The organism is Streptococcus sp. 1001283B150225_161107_H12 (genome assembly GCF_015552665.1).
Taxonomy (GTDB): domain Bacteria; phylum Bacillota; class Bacilli; order Lactobacillales; family Streptococcaceae; genus Streptococcus.
Genome location: NZ_JADNFC010000001.1, coordinates 171749 through 188016, shown reverse-complemented (window position 1 = coordinate 188016; position 16268 = coordinate 171749). Strand labels below are relative to the sequence as shown.

General features: G+C 41.9%; 20 protein-coding genes. 4 read left to right on the top strand and 16 right to left on the bottom strand.

Translation table 11 applies throughout. The features are described 5' to 3' along the window. Window positions 1-11 precede the first annotated feature (11 nt). Both trkA and I2C87_RS00835 read left to right on the top strand, forming a co-directional pair. Window positions 12-1367 carry a Trk system potassium transporter TrkA gene (gene trkA / locus I2C87_RS00840; protein WP_048688284.1) on the top strand — a complete coding sequence of 452 codons (1356 nt, stop codon included), beginning with the start codon at window positions 12-14 and terminating at the stop codon, window positions 1365-1367. Window positions 1368-1370: 3 nt separating this feature from the next. Further along, the gene (locus I2C87_RS00835) at window positions 1371-2831 is read left to right on the top strand and encodes a TrkH family potassium uptake protein (RefSeq protein WP_048715397.1); all 1461 of its coding nucleotides are present in this window, start codon (window positions 1371-1373) and stop codon (window positions 2829-2831) included. 77 nt (window positions 2832-2908) lie between these two features. On the opposite strand, the gene yidD is transcribed toward I2C87_RS00835, so the two are convergent. From yidD to I2C87_RS00765, 14 genes are all read right to left on the bottom strand, one after another. After that, window positions 2909-3163: a membrane protein insertion efficiency factor YidD gene (gene yidD, locus I2C87_RS00830; protein ID WP_048688293.1), complete on the bottom strand. Its 255-nt coding sequence runs from the start codon at window positions 3161-3163 to the stop codon at window positions 2909-2911. Further along, entirely contained in the window at window positions 3163-3891 is a 729-nt protein-coding gene (locus I2C87_RS00825; RefSeq protein WP_023024093.1) for a pseudouridine synthase, read from the bottom strand. The genes yidD and I2C87_RS00825 overlap by 1 nt, the downstream gene beginning before the upstream one ends. Further along, window positions 3881-4450 (bottom strand): SMC-Scp complex subunit ScpB, encoded by a 570-nt coding sequence (gene scpB / locus I2C87_RS00820; RefSeq protein ID WP_023024095.1) that lies wholly within the window; start codon window positions 4448-4450, stop codon window positions 3881-3883. The genes I2C87_RS00825 and scpB overlap by 11 nt, the downstream gene beginning before the upstream one ends. Then, window positions 4443-5153: a segregation/condensation protein A gene (locus tag I2C87_RS00815; protein ID WP_154853585.1), complete on the bottom strand. Its 711-nt coding sequence runs from the start codon at window positions 5151-5153 to the stop codon at window positions 4443-4445. Before I2C87_RS00815 ends, scpB begins: the two co-directional genes overlap by 8 nt. Then, complete coding sequence (xerD, locus tag I2C87_RS00810) at window positions 5153-5884, bottom strand: site-specific tyrosine recombinase XerD (RefSeq protein WP_195323677.1); 732 nt, start codon at window positions 5882-5884, stop codon at window positions 5153-5155. The genes I2C87_RS00815 and xerD overlap by 1 nt, the downstream gene beginning before the upstream one ends. Then, the gene (gene cbpB / locus I2C87_RS00805) at window positions 5881-6342 is read right to left on the bottom strand and encodes a cyclic-di-AMP-binding protein CbpB (RefSeq protein ID WP_195323676.1); all 462 of its coding nucleotides are present in this window, start codon (window positions 6340-6342) and stop codon (window positions 5881-5883) included. The genes xerD and cbpB overlap by 4 nt, the downstream gene beginning before the upstream one ends. After that, window positions 6339-6860: a metallophosphoesterase gene (locus I2C87_RS00800; protein ID WP_048688308.1), complete on the bottom strand. Its 522-nt coding sequence runs from the start codon at window positions 6858-6860 to the stop codon at window positions 6339-6341. Before I2C87_RS00800 ends, cbpB begins: the two co-directional genes overlap by 4 nt. Beyond that, window positions 6845-7813 (bottom strand): nucleoside-triphosphate diphosphatase, encoded by a 969-nt coding sequence (locus I2C87_RS00795; RefSeq protein WP_195323675.1) that lies wholly within the window; start codon window positions 7811-7813, stop codon window positions 6845-6847. The genes I2C87_RS00800 and I2C87_RS00795 overlap by 16 nt, the downstream gene beginning before the upstream one ends. After that, window positions 7810-8604 carry a glutamate racemase gene (gene racE / locus I2C87_RS00790; protein ID WP_006595783.1) on the bottom strand — a complete coding sequence of 265 codons (795 nt, stop codon included), beginning with the start codon at window positions 8602-8604 and terminating at the stop codon, window positions 7810-7812. The genes I2C87_RS00795 and racE overlap by 4 nt, the downstream gene beginning before the upstream one ends. 79 nt (window positions 8605-8683) lie before the next feature. Beyond that, the gene (locus I2C87_RS00785) at window positions 8684-8926 is read right to left on the bottom strand and encodes a YneF family protein (protein WP_006595782.1); all 243 of its coding nucleotides are present in this window, start codon (window positions 8924-8926) and stop codon (window positions 8684-8686) included. A gap of 56 nt (window positions 8927-8982) precedes the next feature. Next, window positions 8983-10233 (bottom strand): diaminopimelate decarboxylase, encoded by a 1251-nt coding sequence (locus tag I2C87_RS00780; RefSeq protein ID WP_195323674.1) that lies wholly within the window; start codon window positions 10231-10233, stop codon window positions 8983-8985. 82 nt (window positions 10234-10315) lie between these two features. Next, the gene (locus I2C87_RS00775) at window positions 10316-11002 is read right to left on the bottom strand and encodes a Bax inhibitor-1/YccA family protein (protein ID WP_006595780.1); all 687 of its coding nucleotides are present in this window, start codon (window positions 11000-11002) and stop codon (window positions 10316-10318) included. A 29-nt stretch (window positions 11003-11031) separates the two neighbouring features. Next, window positions 11032-11520: an HDIG domain-containing metalloprotein gene (locus I2C87_RS00770; protein WP_048715413.1), complete on the bottom strand. Its 489-nt coding sequence runs from the start codon at window positions 11518-11520 to the stop codon at window positions 11032-11034. A gap of 30 nt (window positions 11521-11550) precedes the next feature. After that, window positions 11551-12297, bottom strand: a complete 747-nt coding sequence (locus I2C87_RS00765; RefSeq protein WP_154853597.1) for a TrmH family RNA methyltransferase — start codon at window positions 12295-12297, stop codon at window positions 11551-11553. Window positions 12298-12370: 73 nt separating this feature from the next. On the opposite strand from I2C87_RS00765, the gene I2C87_RS00760 reads away from it, so the two are divergent. Continuing rightward, window positions 12371-12649 carry an acylphosphatase gene (locus tag I2C87_RS00760; protein ID WP_195323673.1) on the top strand — a complete coding sequence of 93 codons (279 nt, stop codon included), beginning with the start codon at window positions 12371-12373 and terminating at the stop codon, window positions 12647-12649. Between the two features lie 78 nt (window positions 12650-12727). Continuing rightward, window positions 12728-13666 (top strand): membrane protein insertase YidC, encoded by a 939-nt coding sequence (yidC, locus tag I2C87_RS00755; RefSeq protein ID WP_195323672.1) that lies wholly within the window; start codon window positions 12728-12730, stop codon window positions 13664-13666. A 400-nt stretch (window positions 13667-14066) separates the two neighbouring features. Here the strand turns inward: yidC and greA are convergent, their stop codons facing one another. Together greA and mltG are read right to left on the bottom strand one after the other, a co-directional pair. Next, entirely contained in the window at window positions 14067-14549 is a 483-nt protein-coding gene (greA, locus tag I2C87_RS00750) for a transcription elongation factor GreA (RefSeq protein WP_006595775.1), read from the bottom strand. A 61-nt stretch (window positions 14550-14610) separates the two neighbouring features. After that, entirely contained in the window at window positions 14611-16221 is a 1611-nt protein-coding gene (gene mltG / locus I2C87_RS00745) for an endolytic transglycosylase MltG (RefSeq protein ID WP_416385279.1), read from the bottom strand. Window positions 16222-16268: the final 47 nt, after the last annotated feature.

Sequence of the window (16268 nt, the reverse complement as noted above, 5' to 3'; positions counted from 1 at the left end):
AGGAAATATTCATGAAAATTATTGTAGTTGGAGGCGGTAAAGTCGGAACAGCACTCTGTCGTTCCCTCGTCGCAGAAAATCACGATGTCATCTTGATCGAACAAGATGAAGCCGTCGTTAATCACATTACCAAACGCTACGATATCATTGGTATTGTTGGAAATGGTGCCAACTTTAAAATTCTCGAACAAGCAGATGTAGCCGACTGTGACATCTTTGTCGCCCTAACAGAGCAAGACGAAGTCAACATGGTTTCTGCCGTCTTAGCCAAAAAAATGGGAGCCAAAGAAACCATTGTCCGGGTCCGCAATCCGGAATACTCAAATTCTTATTTTAAAGAGAAAAATATTCTCGGCTTCTCTCTAGTTGTCAATCCTGAGCTTCTTGCTGCTCGCTACATTGCTAATAGCATTGACTTCCCAAATGCCTTATCCGTTGAGCACTTCGCTGGTGGGCGAGTGGCCTTCATGGAGTTCAAAATCAAGGAGGAAAGCCCACTCTGCCAGATGACTCTTTCTCAATTCAGAAAGAAATACGGAAACATCATTATCTGTGCCATCGAACGGCAAGGTCAGTTAACGATTCCAGATGGCGACTTCACTTTACAAGCCTTTGATAAGATTTTTATGACTGGAAATCGAGTGGAAATCGTAGACTTCCACAATAGCATTCGACCGCAAGTTGTTAAAAGTCTGCTTCTGATCGGAGCTGGCAAGATTTCCTACTATCTCCTAAATATTTTGGAAAATAGCAAACGGAAGATTGACTTAAAAGTCATTGAAATCGATCAAAAACGGGCAGAATGGTTTAGTCAAGAATTCCCGGATCTTTATGTTATCCAGGGAGATGGGACATCAAAAGATATTCTAATGGAAGAGCGCGCAGGTAACTTTGATGCTGTGGCGACTCTAACAGGGGTCGATGAAGAAAACATTATCGCTTCTATGTTCCTAAATAGTGTAGGTGTTCAAAAGAATATTACCAAGGTCAACCGGACTAGCCTACTGGAAATTATTGATCGGCAAGATTTTTCAAGTATTGTGACACCCAAAGGAATTGCGGTGGACACCATCATGCACTTCATTCGTGGTCGCTATAATGCCCGCTATTCAAATCTTGAAGCCTTGCACCACGTCGCCAACGGTCAAATCGAGACCCTTCAATTCCAGATTCGCGAAGAAAACAAAATGACGGGCAAACCTTTGGCACAACTGAAATTGAAAAAAGGTGTTCTCATCGCAGCCATTATTCGAAACGGGAAAGCTATTTTCCCAACTGGAGATGACCATCTTTTGATAGGGGATCGCATTATCGTTACTACCCTAATCAGCAACATCACTAAAATCTATGATTTGTTAGAGGGGTAAGCCATGAACAAAAGTATGATTCGCTACCTTTTAGCAAAACTCCTTCTGATTGAAGCTATGTTGCTCTGTGTGCCGATTGTGGTTGCACTTCTCAATCTAAAGAACGATTTTGTTGTCAAGGATAGCCCAACTGTCTTTCTCTCCCTATTTGCAACCATTGCCATCCTCCTTGTATTGGGAGGCATTGGTTCCTTTTTCAAACCCAAAGATTTTCACATCTATGCCAAGGAAGGCGTTCTGATTGTGGCTTTGTGTTGGATCCTCTGGTCCTTCTTTGGTGCTCTTCCTTTTGTCTTTTCAGGACAAATCCCAAACATCATTGATGCATTTTTCGAAGTTAGCTCTGGTTTTACGACTACAGGGGCAACTATTTTAAATGACGTCTCCGTCCTCAGTCCTTCCCTTCTATTCTGGCGTAGTTTCACCCACTTAATCGGAGGGATGGGGGTGCTGGTCTTTGCCCTAGCTATTATGGACAATAACAAGAACAGCCACCTCGAAGTGATGAAGGCAGAAGTGCCTGGTCCCGTATTTGGTAAAATTGTATCCAAATTGAAGAACACAGCTCAAATCCTTTATTACCTCTATTTGGCCCTCTTCTTCCTCTTTGTCGTGATCTACTTCTGTGCTGGTATGCCTCTTTATGATAGCTTTATCATTGCTATGGGGACTGCTGGTACTGGTGGGTTCACCGTCTTCAATGACGGGATTGCCCACTACCATTCGACCCTCATCACCTATTTGGTCAGCTTTGGAGTCTTGGTCTTTGGGGTCAATTTTAACCTTTATTACTACATCATGCTTCGCAAGTTCAAAGCCTTCTTCGGCGATGAAGAACTTCGCACCTACCTGATGATTGTCGGGGTTTCTTCCCTTCTGATTGCCTGCAACATTTTCCATCTCTATCATAATTTTGCAGATAGTTTTGAAATGTCCTTTTTCCAAGTCTCCAATGTCATTACCACGACTGGATTTGGTTTTGGCAATACTGTTGATTGGCCGCTCTTTTCTCAGTTCCTCCTTCTCATGCTCATGGTGGTTGGTGGATCCGCTGGTTCAACGGCTGGGGGACTAAAAGTGATTCGCTGCTTGATTTTAGCTCGAATCGGAAAGAATCAAATTCGTTCGACTCTCTCACCCAACCGGGTGATGACCTTACATGTGAATGGCACTGCCTTAGATAAAGACACCCAGCACAAAATCTTAAAATATTTCGTAGTCTATACCTTGATTACGATCGCCCTCATTGCGGTTGTCAGCTTTGACAGCAACAATTTTATGACGGTTGTCAGTGCTGTCTTTAGTTGCTTTAACAATATCGGACCGATGATTGGGACAACGGATACTTTCGCTATCTTTAGCCCCATCTCTAAATTCTTACTATCAATTGCCATGATTGCAGGACGGTTAGAAATCTACCCGATGTTACTGCTCTTTATGCCTCGCACTTGGTCCGATCGCTAAAAACAAAAAGTTTTGGAGAATTTCCAAAACTTTTTTCTTTGCTCTGAGTGAGACTTCTTATGAAAGTTTGCTCTAACTTAATTTTCGCTTTTCTCTTCTTCTAGGTGGCTTCTCAGACTGAAATGATCTGGAACTGGATCTACTCCAGTCTTGCTCCAGGGATGGCAACGAAGAATCCGGGCAAGCCCCATCAGAATCCCTTTCAAACCATGCCGTTCAATAGCCTGAATCATATAGTTGGAACAGGTAGGACTATAGCGACAGGAGGGTGGAAAGAGGGGAGAAAGAAGGCGTTGATAGAGACGAACAAGGCCGATCGCACATTTCTTCATTATTTTTTCGTCTTTGTCACTGCAAGGGTATGCAATTGGCTGATTTCTTTTTTATTGAGACGGCGGTATTCACCAGGACGAAGTCCAGAAACGTCTAGATTTCCAAATTGGGTCCGGGACAATTTATCCACCAAGAGGCCAACGGCTTCAAACATCTTTTTGACCTGGTGATTGCGTCCTTCATGGATGGTCAATTGGACAACTGAGCGATTCTTTTCTGGATCAACCTTTAGAATCTCATAGGTTGCTGGCTTGGTCTTTTTGCCATCGATGGTCACACCACGAGTCAAGGGACGCAAGTTTTCTTTGTTCGCCAATCCCTTCACGCGCGCAACATAAACCTTATCAATCTCATTACGCGGGTGGATCATTTCATCCGTAAAATCACCATCATTGGTCAAAATCAGGACACCAGAAGTATCCCAGTCCAAACGACCGACAGGATAAATCCGTTCCTTGACTTGCGGTAACAAATCAATAACAGTTGGTCTCCCTTTATCGTCTGATACACTGGAGATGACCCCTCTTGGTTTATTTAAGAGGTAGTAAACCTTCTCCTCGTTGTATATTGGTTGACCTTCTACTTCTACCTTGTCTCCAGACTTGATCGTTGTCGCCAATTCACGGACCACTTGGCCATTTACAGTGACAAGGCCTTGCTTAATCAATTCCTCTGCTTTGCGGCGGCTTGCGACACCAGCATGAGCAATATATTTGTTAATTCTCATCAATTTCCTCAGTTCTTTCTGTAAATAATTGGCTTTCTTGACCGATTAACTCAGTCTCTTCAACAATTGGTAGCTCGTCTAGGTGGTTAATCCCCATGTAATCCAAAAAGTAATCTGTCGTCACATAGAGATTAGGTCTCCCAATGACTTCTTTCTTCCCATCTTCTCGAATCAACTCAAAAGAAAGTAATTTTGAAATAGCCCCGCTAGAGTTCACCCCTCGAATATCATCGACTTCAATCCGAGTAATCGGCTGTTTATAGGCAATGATGGAGAGAGTTTCCAAGGCGGCACGAGAGAGACTTTGATTCATTGGTGACTTTGAATACTCACGTAACAGCTCTGCATATTGGGACTTGGTCACTAATTTATAGGTTGACGCTGTCTCCAATAAGGCCATACTAGAATCTTGATCCTGCTCATATTTCTGGGCCAATTTTTCTAAACTCTGAATCACCCCTGTGGGAGGAAGGGATAAGAGGTCGGCAATCTGCCTCACCGTTAAACCATCTTCTCCTGCAACAAACAAGAGGGCCTCCATCTCTGCAATTTTACTCATTCTTTAATCCTACTAAAATAATATCTCCAAATGGTTCTTCCTGAAGAGCCTCAACTTCTTGTACTTTAATTAATTCCAAAGTCGCCAAAAAGACTGTAATCAGTTTGTTGACATCCTTGGCTTCCTCAAAAATATCTTGTAGTAAGATTCTCTTACCAGGTTGACACAAGTGACGAACAACATTCATCAGGTCTTCAATTTTATACTCGTCTCGAACAATGGTCGTATGATTTTGTCGAAATTCTTCCTTCTTTTTCGTTAACAATTTTGAAAAGGCCAAGAAAAGATCTATCGTGGTCTTGTCATGGACCAATTCAGCATCATCATAGACTAATTCCGTTTTGGGTTTTGAAAAGTACTGGGCTCTCTCCTCGTGTTGAAGGGCCATCTTTTCACCCAATAGTTTAAACTTCCGGTACTCTTCGATTTGAGACAGGAGATCCTGCTCCAAATCTTCTTCATCCGTTGCTTGCTCCGCAATTTTTGGAAGGAGACGCCGACTCTTAATCAAGGTCAATTGACTGGCCATCAGCATGTATTCACCAGCAACCTCAAGTCGCATGGCTTGAAGGGTCGTTAGATAGGCCAAGTACTGCTCGATCACCTCAATTAGAGGAACCTCATAAATATCCATTTGGTATTTTGAAACGAGGTGTAAGAGAAGATCCAAAGGACCTTCAAAATCCTTTATTTTAATATCCATTACTTATACTTTTCTAAGGTAACAAGAGTTTTTAAACCGAGCTCGCGGGCGATGCTAAACAGATCCATCCCCTGTTCTCTTTGTTTTAAAATGTATTGTTCTCGTAAGGATTGTGCCGAAAGATTCTCAAATCCTTTTTCCAATAGGAAGGACTCTAATTGACGGAAGCCCCACTGACGCGAATAGGCCTTGCCCTTGTTATCAAATAAATAAGTCCCCGTCATCAAATCCGTCAACTCTCCTAGAAGAGCATCCGGAATACGCAAGACCCGTTTTTGTCCTTCTTTTCCTACTCGTAAAACCTGAAAATCGAGTTCAATATCAACGATTTTCAACTGAAGAATTTCACTGGGCAACAAGCCCATCTCGACAATCAATAGGGCAATCAAGCGACCTTGGGATTGCTCTGACCCTTCCCACAAGAGGGATAAGTCCAATAGTTCTTGGTCGTGGCTTTTCGGCACAGAGACTTTCGGAAGGACCAAGCGATGATAATCCTCAATAACTTGATGTTGATAAAGATAAAACAAAAATTGGTTGACGGCTGAAAGCTTCCGTTTTTGAACAGCTGGTTTAAAATCTTTAATCGAAGCTTGATAAATTCGAAGATTGGTATCTGAGACATGGTTATGAACAGTATCCACGAACTGATCCAAATCATAAGAATAAGCCGTCTGTGAATTTTCACTTAAGTCTTTTTCTTTGATAAAACTAGCTATGTATTCTTTCATTTTTTCCTCATCTCATATTCATTTGAGAAATTGTGCATGAGGGAGTTGATGGCTTTTAAAATGGATTTTCGAGTGATGATCCCTTCAAAGATTCCATCCTCTGAAACAACCGGTAGAAAGGATTCCTCTACCAACTTATGCAAGACTTCCGTCACAGTATAGTCTTTTCCTAGGCGCTCCCCATCCGTTTTTGTCATATGAACGATGTCCATGGATGAAAAGACTTCATCAGAATAATCATGTTTCATTTGGTAAGAAAGAATATCTGTTAAAGAAATCGTCCCTACGTATTTCATTTGATCGGTCACAACAGGAACACGAGTGTAGCTAATTTGACTCAGCACCAAGATGGCATGATCCACATTATGCGTATCAATCAAGACAGCCAAATTGCGCGCTGGAGTCAAAAAAGTCTTTTCTTCTCGGAGAATAAACTCCTCAAATTCGTTGGCGATCATCGATCAAACTCCTTTGTAAGAGGTTCATAGACCTCATGTTTCCGATTTAAAAATTCAACTCGATAGGAATCTGCATCAATTTCCACTTTAGCATAGAGGCACTCTTGAATAGGCCCCCTCGGTAAACTGACTGACCCAGGGTTCAGAAAAAGGGTACGCCCTTCCTTCCAAGCATCCGGAATATGCAGATGGCCATAGAGGCAGATATCTGCATCTTCTTCCTGGGCCCACAAATCTAACTTTTGAAAACTAAAATTAATTTGGAAAAGATGACCATGGGTTTGAATAATCCGAGTAGGACCCAATTGCGTCACCAGACGTTCAGGGTACTCCCCATAAAAGTCCATGTTCCCTTTGACAACATGAATGCCTTCCCATACAGGGTCGGTACTTTCTAACTCAGAATCCCCGTTGTGAAAAATGGCATCGACCTTTCCTTTATAGTGGTTTTTGATCTCTTCTACGATCTGACGATCTCCATGAGAATCACTCATGACGATAATTACTTGTTCTGCCATGCTGGGAATACCTCCACTAATTTCTTCACGGCTAAAGCACGATGCGATTGTTGATTTTTCTCCTCTAGAGTTAGTTGAGCAGATGTCTTACCTGTTTCTCCTACTAAAAAGAGGGGATCATAGCCAAACCCGTTCTCACCTTTTGGTTCAAAATTGATATATCCTGGCCAATCCGCCTCCACAACAAGGCTCTCCTTACCAGGACTGGCAACCACTAAGGTTGTATGAAATTTTGCTGACCGATCCTTCAATTCAAAGACCATCGCCAACTCGTGTAAGAGCTTGGCATTGTTCTCTAAGTCAGTCGCTCCCACACCTGCAAAGCGAGCAGACCAGACACCTGGTAAGCCCCCAAGGATATCGACCATGAGTCCTGAATCATCTGCCAACACCATTTTCCCTGTTAGCTGTGAAATCGTCTCAGCTTTTAGGCGAGCATTTTCTTCGAAAGTCATTCCTGTTTCAGCGACTTCTGGAAGATCCGGATAGTCATTGAGATTCTCGACTTCAAAGCCCATTTGCTCAAAGATCTGACGAAACTCTTTTGTTTTTCCTTCATTCCGAGTAGCGATTAGTAAGCGATCCTTGAGACCTTCCTGGCCCAAAAAATCTGCAAGTGGAAGACCATTCTTTGGCAGATAGACTGAGAGCAATTGCTCTCCTTCTACAATGAGAAGAGCTCCTTGACGCTGCACGAGTTCAATTTTGCGACCTAGTGTTTCCTCAACGATTTGAAAGAGGAAGGTCAAAAACTGCAAACTAGATGCGTAACGAACAACCGTTACATTTAGGGGAAAGCCCAAGTCTGTTTCTCCAACTAGTGATTCTACTAAGTCAACAAGCTCAGAAGCTTCTGAAGAGACTTCACTATATTCGTTATAGTCACTCCGATCTCCCCATTCAGCTAGAAACCAATTTAAGGCATCTTTGTATTCATATATCTTTTGGTTCATAATTCTACATGCTCCACATGAACAACTTGATGCAACCAAGTCTTGGCAATCGCTGCAAAACTGGCTGCATTGGCCGTTGTATAAAACTGATGGTGGCAGTCCTCCAGTTGACGACTGCGATTAATCTCAAAGTAGTTGAGCAAGACCGAGATATCCCGGACACACTCAGCACCGCTATCAATTAATTGAACCTCTGGCCCCATGACATTTTGAATAATAGGGCGAAGGAGAGGATAATGGGTGCATCCCAAAACCAGTGTATCCACTTTCCCAGCCAAAGGTTTCAAGGTTTCATAGACAACTTTTTTTGTAACACTGGACTGCAACTCATTGGATTCAACCAGAGGGACAAATTTCGGACAAGCTAAACTCTCTACTGCCATTTCTGGTGATAGGCTTTGAATTTTTTTCCGATAAATATCTGAGGCGACCGTCATCGGGGTCCCAATGACTCCAATTCGTTTGCTTTTTGTCGCCTTGATCGCTGCGGAAGCTCCTGGCAAAATCACTCCTAAAACAGGAATATCCAAGGCTTCTTTCACCTCTTCCCATACAACAGCTGTCGCCGTATTACAGGCCAAAACAATCATCTTCACATTTTTCGTTAGGAGAAAACGAACCATCTCCCAAGTATAGTCACGAATTTGATCTGCTGGTCTCGGGCCATAAGGTGCTCTAGCGGAATCACCAATATAGACCACCTCTTCATGGGGAAGTTGCCGCATCAATTCGCGAACAACGGTTAACCCTCCGACACCCGAATCCAAAAAACCAATTGGTCGATTGTCCATCTGCCTTCCTTTCAAAACAAGGGACCAAGAAAAATCTTAAAGTCCCTCTACTTATTTTATTGTGTCATCTGTTTTGCTTTTATTTCTTCTTCGTATTCAAAGATGCTTTTTGTTGATTCAGAATTTGACGGTAAACTTGTTGCACCTTCGCTTCACTTGGACGTTGACCACTAGCTCCCAACAATGTACGAACTGCTTCAACATTCAAACGTGGGTTTGATGCAAATTCTTTTTCAAACTGCTTGCGAAGTAGGTACATACCTGCCAACATTCCACCAAAGAAAGCAAGGATAATCAATAAAATTGTCAAAAATGTAGACATAAGTGTTTTTCTCCTAAATTCAATATTTACACATTTTCTATTATACCAAAAAGGCCCTATTTTTCAAAGTCAAAGCCATACAATGTTGCAAAGTAATCCTCGGGTTTTTCGGCCCGTCGAATGAGACGAGTTTGGCCCGATTCTTCTAATAAAATCTCCGCAGAGCGGAGCTTGGCATTGTACTGATAGCCCATGGAATAACCATGCGCTCCTGTATCATGGATGACCAAGAGATCCCCAATTTCAGAGACAGGAAATTCCCGATTCTTGGCAAACTTGTCATTGTTTTCACACAAACTACCAACAATGTCTACTACTTCTGTCTCTCCATCTGGTCGATCCAGATTGGTAATATGGTGGTAGGCCCCGTACATAGCAGGACGGAGTAGGTTGGCAGCCGAAGCATCTACTCCTAGATAGGTCCGATAAGTCTGTTTCTTATGGGTGACATGGGTGACCAATAGGCCATGTGGTGCTAGCATAAAGCGGCCTAATTCCGTATAGATTTTCACTTGATCTAAGCCGGCTGGAACTAAAATGTCCTCGTAAGCCTGACGAACACCCTCCCCAATCACAGCAATATCATTTGGTTGGTCTTCTGGTTTGTAGTTTACTCCAACCCCACCGGAGAGATTGACAAAGTCCAAGGTAACCCCTGTCTTTTCAACCACTTCTACTGCCAACTGGAATAATTGCTTAGCCAATTCTGGATAGTAATCATTGGAGACGGTATTCGAAGCTAAGAGGGCATGAATCCCAAATCGTTTGACTCCTAAATCTTTCAACTCCGTAAATGCTTGGATCAATTGCTCCTTGGTCATGCCGAACTTAGCCTCTTCAGGATGGTCCATAATATCCGTTCCCAGTTCAAACACCCCTCCTGGATTATAGCGGCAAGAGATGACCTCCGGTAGTGTCGCAACAGATTGTAGAAAGGCTACATCTTCGTAAGCATCCAAATTGATAGTCGCTCCTAGCTGACGGGCAAAGACCATCTCTTCAACCGGTGTATTGTTGGAAGAAAACATAATTTCTTGACCCGTAAATCCTAATTTTTGTGCCATCAGCAGCTCCACATAGCTAGCACAGTCCAAGCCACAGCCTTCTTCTTTGAGGATTTTTAGGATGGCTGGATTAGGGGTCGCTTTGATAGCGAAATACTCCTTAAAGCCTGGATTCCAAGAAAAGGCTTGATGGAGGGCACGAGCTGTCTGCCGGATCCCAGCTTCATCATATAGGTGAAAGGGAGTTGGATAGGTTTCCGTAATTTGTTTTAATTTCTCTCTACTAATAAATGGACGTTTCATATGAAGATTCTCTTTTCTATCAATTTTCTTTAGTATATCACAAGTTTTCCAACAAAAAAAGCCGGTTCCCCGGCTCTTTCTATTAATCGTTGCGTCCAAAAATACGTAAGATATTGATGAACAAGTTGATGAAATCAAGATAGAGTTCCAAAGCCAAAGCAACAACCCATCCATTGGTTGGCTGACCATTGGATTGTTCATAGACATAACGAATCTTTTGGTTATCCCAAGCAGTCAAACCTGCAAAGATAATAACACAAAGAATGCTAAGAACATAATCCATACCAGAGCTTTGTAAGAAGATGTTCGCAATCGAAGCAATGATAATTCCAATCAAGGCTCCCATAAATGCTCGGCCCATTCCAGACAAGTCTTTTTTGGTCACACGACCAATGGCTGACATGATAAAGAACATCAAGGCACTAACGACGAATGCTTTATAAACTGTCGCTTGAGCATAGCGTGCAATGATAAAACTCAAGGTAAACCCATTCAAAGCTGAATAAGTTAAAAAGAGAGGCAAGGCCATGGGATTGTTTTTCACCGATTGTCTCGAAGCGACCAGGACCAAAATCAATTCAACGGCAATGGCAATATAGTAGACCCATGGAGCCTGAGTTAGAATATATATGAAGGTTTCTTGGAAAAGGGTCATCATCAAAGCTGATACAACAGCTGAGATTCCAACTCCAACTCCAACTAGAGAATAAATTTTGCTATAAAAGCTATTAAGACCACTTTGTTCGTGGATAACGGTTTGTTGATTCATCATCAATCATTCCTTTCAAACTTAAATTATTATGATTTTAACATTTTTCGATGGAAAAGTCTCCTCTTTGACCACTTTTTTCTCATTGGTTCTGAGGCCTCTTTGATCGCCCAGTATTTATCGACCATGGTCACGAGGAAAGATTCTTTGTAGCGGGGTGGAGCAAGCGTCAATCCCCACATATGTTTGAGGATGATGTCCTCTTCTTTTTTATTGAGGCTTGTTATCTTTTTGGCATTTCGGACAGCTATCCGAGGATGCACCCAGGCATGGCTCTTGTTAAATTTGACCTGCCGCCAATCGTAGTAAAAAAGATCGTGTAAGAGAGCTCCCCTTGCTGTACTTTTGGTATCCCAGCCCATCTTCTTAGAAATGCGGTAGCTGGTGTAGCTAACGTGAATGGAATGCTCCAAACGGTTGGAATGAATATGGTGGGGAATTTCCTTTAATTTTTGAAGTTTGGGATGCTGGATCAAATGTCCGACTTCAGCCATATATTCTTTATCTTGTCGATACATGCGTCTCACCTCCTCTATCTGACTAACGCACTATTCTTCAATCATAGAAAAGATCAAAATCCCTGCAGCAACAGCGACATTCAGACTCTCTGCCTGACCTGGCATGGTGATATGAACCAGCTGATCTGCCTTCTCAGCCATCTGCTCACTAATACCTTGTCCTTCATTCCCCATGACCAGTACAAAAGCAGGGACTTTCTCCACTTGCTTATAGTCAATAGAATCCTGAGACAAGGTGGTCGCATAGATGGGTAGCTGACTTTCTTCAATGGCTGTTAAGAGTTGCTCTTTAGGCAAACGGATAACAGGAAGATGAAAATGACTCCCCTGCATAGAGCGCAAGGTTTTCATATTATACAAATCTGCTGATTGATCGGTTAGAAGCACCCCGTCAAAGCTTGCTGCGTCAGCAGTCCGAATCATGGTTCCGACATTTCCTGGATCTTGAACATCCTCTAACAATAAATACCGTCCTTGAGCCAGCTGAAGATGCTGGATTGGCTGTATCTTAATTTCTGCCACGATTCCTTGAGGGCTTTTGGAATCAGCAATTTCTGCTAAAACCTCAGGAGTTACGATGGTCACCTTCGTATCTTTCTTGACCTTATCTACAAACTCTTCCAGAACAAAGACTTGTTCAATCGGAGCCTGATGATTGATAGCTTCTTCATAAAGATGCCAGCCTTCGATCAGGTAGGAGTCGATTCGGTATTTTTTTTGATGAAGTTTTTTAACTTTTTTGATCCCATTATTGGACTTAGAGGTTATAATATTCATAAGACTATTATACCACATTCACAGGAGGAGCTTCTCCGTCCTGAGTAGGAATTCAAGCACAAGGAGAACAAGCATGCAAAAAGTTGAAATGACGGCCCAAGGTCGGGTTCAAGGTGTTGGCTTCCGTTGGGGAGTTTATAGCTTAGCATTAGAAATTGGAGGTATTACAGGCCGGGTCTGGAACAATGATGACGGAACGGTCACTATCCTTGCCGCCTGCGAAGACAATGCCCGCATGGCCAAATTTATCCAAGAAATACGAAAAGGCCCTACTCCTTTTTCAAAGGTTTCTTATCTAAACGTCCATCTGGCAAACTTCGAACCCTACAAAGATTTTAAAATTTCAAATTAAGTCTAGAGAACTATTGTTAATTTGATAAAAAAACAGTAGAATAGAAAGGTATTATTTAAAATTAAAGGATTAAAACTTGTGAAAAAATATAAACGTTATTTACTTGCTGCTCTCAGCTTGTCTGCTCTCCTCCTCTTAACAGGATGTGTCAGCATCGACAAGACAACCAAACAACCAACCGGTTTTGTCTGGAATCTCATTGGAAAACCGATGGGGGAAGCCATCAATTTCTTTGCGACAGATCTTGGCCTCGGCTTTGGTCTAGGGATTATCCTCGTAACAGTGATTGTTCGTGTCATCATCTTCCCTCTAGGTATTTATCAATCTTGGAAGGCAACCTACCAGTCTGAAAAGATGAACTACCTCAAACCGATCTTTGCGCCGATCCAAGAACGCATCAAAAATGCGGAGACTCAAGAAGAGAAATTATTGGCCAACTCTGAATTGATGGATGCTCAAAAAGCAAATGGTGTCAGCCCATTCGGTGGTATTGGATGCCTGCCTTTGTTGATTCAAATGCCTTTCTTCTCTGCCCTATATTTTGCAGCTCAATACACTCCAGGTATTAGCAAGGACTCTTTCCTTGGCATTGGTCTCGGTTCAAAAAGTCTTGCTTTAACCTTAGTTGTTGCTGTTCTTTACTACATTCAAAGTATGCTCTCTCTCCATGGTATCGAAGATGAAAACCAAAGAGAAACTATGAAGAAAACAGCTCTCGTAAGCCCAATTATGATTGCCGTCTTCTCTTTGATGGCGCCAGCTGGTGTCACTCTCTACTGGGTAGTCGGTGGTTTCGTACAGATTATTCAACAATTTGTCATCAACTACCTCATCCGTCCAAGATTACGGAAACAAGTTGCTGAGGAATATAAAAATAACCCTCCAAAAGCTCCAGCATCCAATGGACGTCGCGTTAAAAAAGATATCACACCAACTAATCCAACCAACGCGAATCGTTCCCTTCCAACTAACGGAAACAAAAAACGAAACGCTGGAAAACAACGCAATCGTAACTAATATTAGCAATAAGGCCGAGATATCATCTCGGCTTTTCCATTACTACAAAAAAATGAGAGTGGTTCATTCTCATATAATAATAGATACAAACTATTGTTTTACATAAAACAGTTAGATGATTATCAAAAAATTACTTTTATTTTTTAGTTATTTAAGAAGATGAAAAACTTTCCGCTGTGAGAAAAGTGCCTGAAACTATTGTGTTTCAGGCACTCGGGAGTTTTGAGAGTAAAACAGTTTGGGGAACTGTTTTAGCCTGAGCCTGGAAATTAAAGAGCGAAGGTCTCAAAACTAAGTCATGGAACTTCTTCGAAGTTCGCTGACGTCCGTACTCACCTAAGGAAAGTTTTTCAGAAGACTTTATCTTCAAAAAAAAATGAGAGTGACTCACTCTCATTTTTTATTCTGTTTTTTCCACATTCAAGATTTTCACTTGGTAGCTTCCTGCTGGAGTTTCAATCGTCACAGTGTCCCCTGTTTTCTTACCAATTAAGGCATGACCGATTGGACTTTCATTTGAGATCTTACCAGCAAAAGCATCCGCTCCAGCTGAACCAACAATAATGTAAACATCTTCTTCGTCTTCGCCAATTTCTTGCACGGTAACTGTTTTTCCGATTGCTACTTCATCAACAGCGACAGCATCGCTGTCGACAATTTCAGCATAACGAATCTTTGTTTCTAGGCTGGAGATTTGCCCTTCAACAAAAGCCTGTTCGTCTTTAGCTGCTTCGTATTCACTGTTTTCTGAAAGGTCTCCGTAAGAACGAGCAATTTTAATCCGCTCTACAACTTCTGGACGACGAACTAATTTCAATTCTTCTAATTCTAGTTCTAACTTTTGCTTTTCAGCTAGGGTCATTGGATAGGTTTTTTCTGCCATATTTTTTTCTCTTTTCTATTATTTTTTTCGAACTAAAAAGGTGTGGCATGCCACATCCTCCTTAGTTTGAGCTGCTTTCTGTTAATTTGCTATTCACGTGTTCTTCCACGTTTTTAGTGTGTTCCTCATAAGTTTTCGCAAAATAGACTTCCCCAGTCTCTACATTTGCTACAAAGTAGAGGTAGTCTGTCTTGCTTGGGTTGACGGCTGCTTCAATTGCAGATACCCCTGGACTATCTACTGGACCAGGCATCAAACCAGTATTCTTGTAGATATTATAGGGTGAATCGATATTGGTGTCAATCGTTGCGTCTTCTTTTAGTGTCGTCTTCTTGCCTAATTGGCCTTGTGCGTACAAGATGGCAATATTACTTTGAAGAGGCATATCTTGATTCAAACGGTTATAAAAGACGCTTGCAATATCCTTGCGATCTTTATCGGTAGCACCTTCTTTTTCAATCAAAGAAGCCAGCGTCAATGCCTCATTGACATCAATATTTTTAGCTTCCATGGTATCATAGTAGGCTGAAAGATTTTGGTCCATTGCAGCTAACATCTGGTCTACAAGATCTTCCATTTTACTATCTTTTCCATAGCCATAAGTAGCTGGGAAGAGATATCCCTCCAAGCGGTAGCGTACGCCACTTTCTTTGGATGGCAAGGTTGCGAGTAACTTAGGATATTTGGCTACCATCTTTTCAATAAAGGCATCATCTTGGATGACTTTTAGAAATTCTTCTTGCGTATACGGAGTCTTGGCACCAGATTTGGAGCTCGCATCCACAGAAACCACTTCCGCGATTTGATCAATTGTGTAGCCCTCAGGAATGGTAATTTTTCCTAAGACTGGTGGTTCCGGAGTTTTAGTTCCTTGCTCTTGCAATTTTTGAATAATGGTATCGAGATCCATACTCTTTTGAAGATTGAAATAACCGGATTGGAAGTTCCCATAATTCTTGAACTTGGTGTAATAGTTGAAGAACTGGCCATTCTTAATCAAACCTTTTTTCTCCAAAATAGTCCCAATTTCACGATTGCTAGAACCAGCAGGAATTTCAACGGTTACAAACTCTGTAGCCTTGGCATCCATAGCATTTAAGTTAGATTGAACATAGGTCACTGCAAAAATTCCAGTTGCAACCATTAAGACAAAAAGAATTCCTAGAACCGTCAAGACGATTCGTTTCGCAATGGTGTTCTGCTTTTTCTTTTTCTGAACGCGTTGATCCCGATCCTTGCGCGAAACACTAGATACAGGTGTTTCTTTTCTCGAAACAGCCACAGGCTGACTTGAGCTTTCTGCTTCTCGAGTTGGCTCTTCGATTGGTAGAGTTGTTTCTTCTTGGTTCTCTTTGGCTACTTCCTTAATTGCAGGAACCTCTGTAACCTCTGGTGCTTCTACTTTTTCTACTTCCTCTGGAATCTCTACGGTTTCCTGAACCTCGGACTCTTCTGACACAAGCTCAGAAAGCGCCCCTTCCGTCTCGTCTTCTTGGTTCTCTGGAATAGAAATTTCTTGAACAGGTAAGTCAACTTCTTTTTCAACCTGTACAATCTGTTTATTGGCTTCTTCAAGATCACGGAGAATCCGCTCTTTGAAGCTTAATAATTTTTCATTCTCTTGTTGGTTTTCAGTCAAATACTTGACCCCCCTTGTCATAATCCTTAATATTATATCTTAAAAGGGATAGAAAAGCAATAGGAACGAGGCTTGAGGGC

Coding starts and splice junctions, on each gene's coding strand:
- trkA (WP_048688284.1), top strand. CDS start 12: ATGAAAATTATTGTAGTTGGAGGCGGTAAAGTCGGAACAGCACTCTGT.
- I2C87_RS00835 (WP_048715397.1), top strand. CDS start 1,371: ATGAACAAAAGTATGATTCGCTACCTTTTAGCAAAACTCCTTCTGATT.
- yidD (WP_048688293.1), bottom strand. CDS start 3,163: ATGAAGAAATGTGCGATCGGCCTTGTTCGTCTCTATCAACGCCTTCTT.
- I2C87_RS00825 (WP_023024093.1), bottom strand. CDS start 3,891: ATGAGAATTAACAAATATATTGCTCATGCTGGTGTCGCAAGCCGCCGC.
- scpB (WP_023024095.1), bottom strand. CDS start 4,450: ATGAGTAAAATTGCAGAGATGGAGGCCCTCTTGTTTGTTGCAGGAGAA.
- I2C87_RS00815 (WP_154853585.1), bottom strand. CDS start 5,153: ATGGATATTAAAATAAAGGATTTTGAAGGTCCTTTGGATCTTCTCTTA.
- xerD (WP_195323677.1), bottom strand. CDS start 5,884: ATGAAAGAATACATAGCTAGTTTTATCAAAGAAAAAGACTTAAGTGAA.
- cbpB (WP_195323676.1), bottom strand. CDS start 6,342: ATGATCGCCAACGAATTTGAGGAGTTTATTCTCCGAGAAGAAAAGACT.
- I2C87_RS00800 (WP_048688308.1), bottom strand. CDS start 6,860: ATGGCAGAACAAGTAATTATCGTCATGAGTGATTCTCATGGAGATCGT.
- I2C87_RS00795 (WP_195323675.1), bottom strand. CDS start 7,813: ATGAACCAAAAGATATATGAATACAAAGATGCCTTAAATTGGTTTCTA.
- racE (WP_006595783.1), bottom strand. CDS start 8,604: ATGGACAATCGACCAATTGGTTTTTTGGATTCGGGTGTCGGAGGGTTA.
- I2C87_RS00785 (WP_006595782.1), bottom strand. CDS start 8,926: ATGTCTACATTTTTGACAATTTTATTGATTATCCTTGCTTTCTTTGGT.
- I2C87_RS00780 (WP_195323674.1), bottom strand. CDS start 10,233: ATGAAACGTCCATTTATTAGTAGAGAGAAATTAAAACAAATTACGGAA.
- I2C87_RS00775 (WP_006595780.1), bottom strand. CDS start 11,002: ATGAATCAACAAACCGTTATCCACGAACAAAGTGGTCTTAATAGCTTT.
- I2C87_RS00770 (WP_048715413.1), bottom strand. CDS start 11,520: ATGTATCGACAAGATAAAGAATATATGGCTGAAGTCGGACATTTGATC.
- I2C87_RS00765 (WP_154853597.1), bottom strand. CDS start 12,297: ATGAATATTATAACCTCTAAGTCCAATAATGGGATCAAAAAAGTTAAA.
- I2C87_RS00760 (WP_195323673.1), top strand. CDS start 12,371: ATGCAAAAAGTTGAAATGACGGCCCAAGGTCGGGTTCAAGGTGTTGGC.
- greA (WP_006595775.1), bottom strand. CDS start 14,549: ATGGCAGAAAAAACCTATCCAATGACCCTAGCTGAAAAGCAAAAGTTA.